Origin of the sequence: Alienimonas chondri, from assembly GCF_013036045.1 — a bacterium.
Taxonomy (GTDB): domain Bacteria; phylum Planctomycetota; class Planctomycetia; order Planctomycetales; family Planctomycetaceae; genus Alienimonas; species Alienimonas chondri.
This window is the reverse complement of sequence record NZ_WTPX01000238.1, coordinates 1-4,778: the sequence shown is the minus strand read 5'-3', so window position 1 is coordinate 4,778 and position 4,778 is coordinate 1. Positions and strand designations below refer to the sequence as shown.

General features: G+C 69.2%; 4 protein-coding genes. All 4 read right to left on the bottom strand.

Annotated features, from left to right (window positions below):
* Positions 1-193: 193 nt before the first annotated feature.
* Positions 194-1,495, bottom strand: coding sequence for an MFS transporter (locus tag LzC2_RS20285; protein WP_171189851.1), 1,302 nt, complete (start codon positions 1,493-1,495; stop codon positions 194-196).
* 683 nt (positions 1,496-2,178) lie between these two features.
* Positions 2,179-3,039: a PepSY domain-containing protein gene (locus LzC2_RS20280; protein WP_171189850.1), complete on the bottom strand. Its 861-nt coding sequence runs from the start codon at positions 3,037-3,039 to the stop codon at positions 2,179-2,181.
* A 302-nt stretch (positions 3,040-3,341) separates the two neighbouring features.
* Positions 3,342-4,508: a hypothetical protein gene (locus LzC2_RS20275; protein ID WP_171189849.1), complete on the bottom strand. Its 1,167-nt coding sequence runs from the start codon at positions 4,506-4,508 to the stop codon at positions 3,342-3,344.
* A partial coding sequence (locus LzC2_RS20270; protein ID WP_171189848.1) for a hypothetical protein occupies positions 4,505-4,778 on the bottom strand: 274 nt, incomplete at its 5' end. The genes LzC2_RS20270 and LzC2_RS20275, both read right to left, overlap by 4 nt.

The following is a 4,778-nucleotide window of genomic DNA, read 5'->3' as shown; positions in this document are numbered from 1 at the left end:
ACCCGATTCGCCGGCGAATTGACCGATCGCGGGAAGGGACGCACCTTCCCCTGTCCGAAGTGCGGGGCCGGGCTGGAGTTTCATATCGGCTCCCAAACGCTGAAGTGCCCCTTTTGCGGGGCGGGGGGCTGTTCCATGAATCCGCACCCAAACTACCGCCGATCGGCCTCCGCGTCGGCCATGCGGCCCGCCGTCAGGCCCGAACCGGCGGACGCAGGAACGGGGCCGTCGCGGCGATCGTCAGCAGCATCCCGCCAAACAGGATCAGCGCCGGGTTCTCCGAGCCGAGTTCCTGCCGACTGAGGGCGATGATCACCGGCCCCGCGGCGCACGCCGCCACGACGATCGTCTGCACCGAGCCGCGGATCGCGCCCAGCGACGCGACGCCGAAGAACCGCGGCCAGAGCACGTTCATCGTCACCCCCACCAGCCCCTGCGCCGAACCCAGCGCGGCCCAGGCCGCCCAGGCGATCCAACGATCGTGGGTGACGAACATCAGCCCGCAGCCCGCCGCCGCCAGCATGCCGAAGACGCTCAGCAGGAACCGCGGCGGCACGCGATCGGCGAGCAATCCGCCGAGGAACTGCCACGACGCCATCGCTCCGGCGAAGACCGTATAGCAGACGGCGGCGTCCGCGGGACCGACGTTCCGCTCGCCCAGGATCGTGATGAGATAATAAAAGAGCCCCGTCGCGATCATCCCCCACGTCGCCTGCGTCCCCGCGGCGAACCAGAATTGAAACGTGCGATACGCCTGCCGGGCCGTCAGCGAGACCCGCGGCGCCGGTACGGCCTTCGGGGCGGCCGGGGACGACTCCTCGAAGGGTTCGTCGAACACGTCGTCGACCGCATCGGCCCGAATCTCGTCGCTCGTTCTGACCCGGGCATCGCCGTCGACCTGCTGGCCGACGTCCGACGGCCGGTTGCGATAGATCAACCATAACACCGGCAGCAGAACCGTCGCGTTAGCCACGCCGAGGAACATATATCCGTCCCGCCAGCCGAGGCCCGCGAAGCCGCCGGTCTCCTCAGCGTCTGCATAGCCGGACACCACGAATAGAAACAGGGCCGGCAGAAAGGCGATCGCGGCGCTCTGCCCCAGCGCCACCAGCCCGCCGGCGAGGCCGAGTCGGCGGTCGAACCACATCGCGGGGGTGTTTGCCGCCACCAGCGTCAACGCCCCCTGTCCCAACGCTCGCAGCAGAAAGAAGCCCAAGGCGAGGACAACGAGATTCTGTGCGGCGCCGGTCAGAATGCACCCGCCGGCCAGCCCGACGACCAGGAACGCCGCCACCAATCGCAAGCCGTAGCGGTCGATCAGCACGCCCACCAGCGGCAGCGGCGTCGCCGCGGCGAGCGAGGCGACCATATACGTCAACGACAGCGCCGTCTCCGAGACCCCCAGATCCGCCAGGATCAGCGGGTTGAACACGCTCACCCCGTACGTCTGTCCGACCCCCGTGCCGGCGTGCAGCAGCGCCGCGACCGGCACCATGATCCAACCGTAGAAGAACCCGCTGCGGGGTTTGGCGGATGGAGTCGGCGCCTCCGCCGGGGCCGGCTCGCCCGTCCTGCGCGGCGCGGCGGGACGGCTGACCGCCTTGGGACGCAGGGCGGGAGCGGCGGCGGGACGGTCGATCTTTCACACCCGCCCCGCGACGGCAACCAGGGATCGCCGCGGCGGCGTCAAACTGGATCAATCCATCTCCGGCTATGGGTCGGTCCGCCGGTCCGCCGGTCCGCCACACCGAACAACCGCCGCACGTCTGGCCGAGTGAGGACACAGTATTGCCAGAGGACGAGTGCAAAGTAACACGCGTCCAAGAGGAGGCCGCCGATTGGGGGCGTGTCACGAGACTCCGCTAGAAGGAACAGACCGTGGACCGGGAGCGCAACGAACCCGACCCAAAGAATCACCAGCGCACAGGTCCGCCAGCCCGGCCTCAAACGCAGAAGCCCCTGCCCGACGGCGATGCAGATAACATTGAAGTCGAGTCGCACATGCCTAGCATGACCGGGCAATAGGCTGAGAATCATTCCGAATAATGCCCAGAAGCCAGCGATCAAAAACAATGCCCCGACGACCTTCAGCGCCGTCGGCAGGGAGCGATCTGCGATCGGTTGGAAAGCCATGGTTTTGAAGGTTTTTATTAAAGTGACGCTGCGAGGCCGGCGCCCTCACAGCTTCGTCCCAGCGTAATAGGATTCCATGCCGAAGAACATCACCGCCGCGGTCGCGACGCTGGCGACCAGCACGACGGCGCCGATGCGACGGGTACGCTTGATCGTCCACCACATCACCAGTCCGGTCAGACCCCAGCCGACCATCGCGATCGCCATCGCGTCCACGAACAGCGACCAGATAAACCGATAGTTCCAATGCGGCGGCTGTCCGTGCGAGGTGTGCAACCGCAAGAAGAACGCCCGGGGATTCATGCCGTCTTCGCCGGTATAGCGTTCCACATCGACGTGCCCGTCCTTTAGAACGTACGTCACGCGGGCCGGCTCCCCGTCGACCGTGACGAGATAATTGAGCTTCGTCCACCCCAGCGGCTTCGGCGGCCTTTTCTGATCGATCCCCGCCCGCTGCAACACGGTTTGCGCGTCCCGCTGGCCGTCCAGGAACGGGTCCGGCGAGAGCTTGAGGTTTGTCGCTTTCAGCAGCGCCTCCGGCTTCTCCTCGTTCTCCGGGAACGTCTCCACGGACGCCGCCCCGGTCATCGGGTCGAGGTGAACGACCCGGCGGGCGCCGCCCTCCCAGGTTTCAAACATGAGGTCGCCGGTATATTCCGGCACGGCGTCCGGGTGGAGGGCGACCGCGGCGTCCGCCGTTTGGGCGTCGAGGGCCGCGGTGACCTGTTCCGCGAGCGCTTCCGGCGTCGGTAAGCCGACCAGCGACCCGCCCGCGTCGACCGTTTCGATCGTCGGATACGGGAATAACTCGTGGTGATTGAACATCGCCCCCGTCACGCCGTAGAGAAACACCCACGGCAGCAGAAACAGCCCCGCGTAAAGGTGCACGCGGCGGACGAGAATCATCAGCCGGGACTTTCGCGACCGGCGACGGCGTTCCGGTCGCGAACCCTCCGCCATCTCGGGGGATTCCACGTCTGAGGATTCGGCGGGGGGCGGTTCGGAGGCGGACACGGACAGGGCGAACGTCGATCGAGAGAAGCAGGGGTGGCTGGGGCAGGAGCGAAGCGGATGCCCCAGAACCAGTGGCGTGCGATCAAGGGGAGAACAGTGCGGGCGCCGCTGGTTCTGGGGCATCCGGTCGGTCGGCTGGCGTCTCCCTCCCTTCTGCCCCAGCCACCCATGAGAATCCTGCTCGGACCGCCGGCTCAGCGATAGACGCCATGGCAGTCGGCACAGGCGGCGGCGGCGCGGTCGACGGCGGCGCGATAGGCGGTGTAGTCCGGCGTGTCGCGGGCGTTGCGGGCCGCGTCGTTGGCGGCGGCGGTCAGAGCGTTCGCCCACTGCTGGTAGTCCGGCTCGGAGGCGTTGTCGTACGCCTCGTGGGCGGTGAACCGACTCAGCGCCGCCAGGGCCGCGGCTTGCCGGGCCAACTCGCCGCCGTTGGCCGCCATCACGTCGGCGTCGGGGGCTTCCTGTTGAAGATATTTGAGGGCCGTGCTCATCCGCTTCATCAATTCGCCGCGGGGGGCGTCGAGCTGGCGGTCGAACTCCGCGACGGCGTCGTCCGGCGGGGGGTTCCCGCCGAGGATCGAGTCCAGCGGGTCGAACGATTCGCGGGCTTCGTCCCGGGCCGTGCGGCCCCGCGAACCGGCCGCTTCGCCCACGCGGACGGCCAGCGTGCGGACGGCGTCCGCGTGTTCCTTCCAAGGGACGGCGCCGGGGTGCTCCGCGGTGATCTGGGCCATCGCCGCCAGCGTCGCGGCGTCGACGGGCAGCTCGGCCTGAGCGTTGTTGAACGCCGCCACCGTGCCGACCGCCGCGGCGATCACGTTGCGGGCGCGTTTGATCTCGTCCCGCAGATCCTCGGCGGAGATCACGGCGCCCCAGCCGCTCGCATCCTCGCCCATCTCCTCCTCGCCGACCGCCCCGGTTCCCATCCCCATCGAGGGCGCCATCGCCCCGCGTCCGGCGCCGCTCATGGCGGGCGTTGTGCTGGGGGCGGACATGCCGGCGCCGATGTTCGCCAGCAACGCGCCCCGCCCGCCGCCGGTCGGGGCGGCGGTCGCGACGCTGCCGGGCGCCCGATCCGGGGCGGTGGCGAAGGCGTCGTAGGGAATCGATTTGTTGAGCCACTTCCGCCCGGCGGGGTCCGTGAAGGGAGCGATGCCGGTGTCGCCCTTCACGGCGACGGTTGCGGGGGGGGCGTCGTCGGTCGGCGCCGGGGCGTCGGCGTTCGTCGTGCCCTCGGCCGGAGCGGGGTCGGAACCGCCGCACCCGATGGCTGCGGTCAGGCAGAGCACTGCGACCGTGCAGAACGCCGCGGGGAGAGCGGCGGGGAGAGCCGTCCGCGGGGGGAGGGGCGAGAACTTCATTCAAATAGTCTCCCGCCGCGTCGAATCCGGAACAACCCCGCTCCGACCCGTGCGGTCGCGTCCGCCGGCGCCGCCCGGTAGGTCATGGGCCGGACCCGATCGCGCGGGGCGATGCGGTCCCGCACGCCCCGACGGAGCGGGTAGGTTTTAGAACGCGGCGTGCCGCCGTCGGCCCCCGTGCCCTTCCGCCCGAGCTGTTTCGCATGTTCCATCACCTCTCCCCCGCCCGCCGTCGGGCCGGCGCCGCCCTGTCCGCGGTCGGGCTGTTGT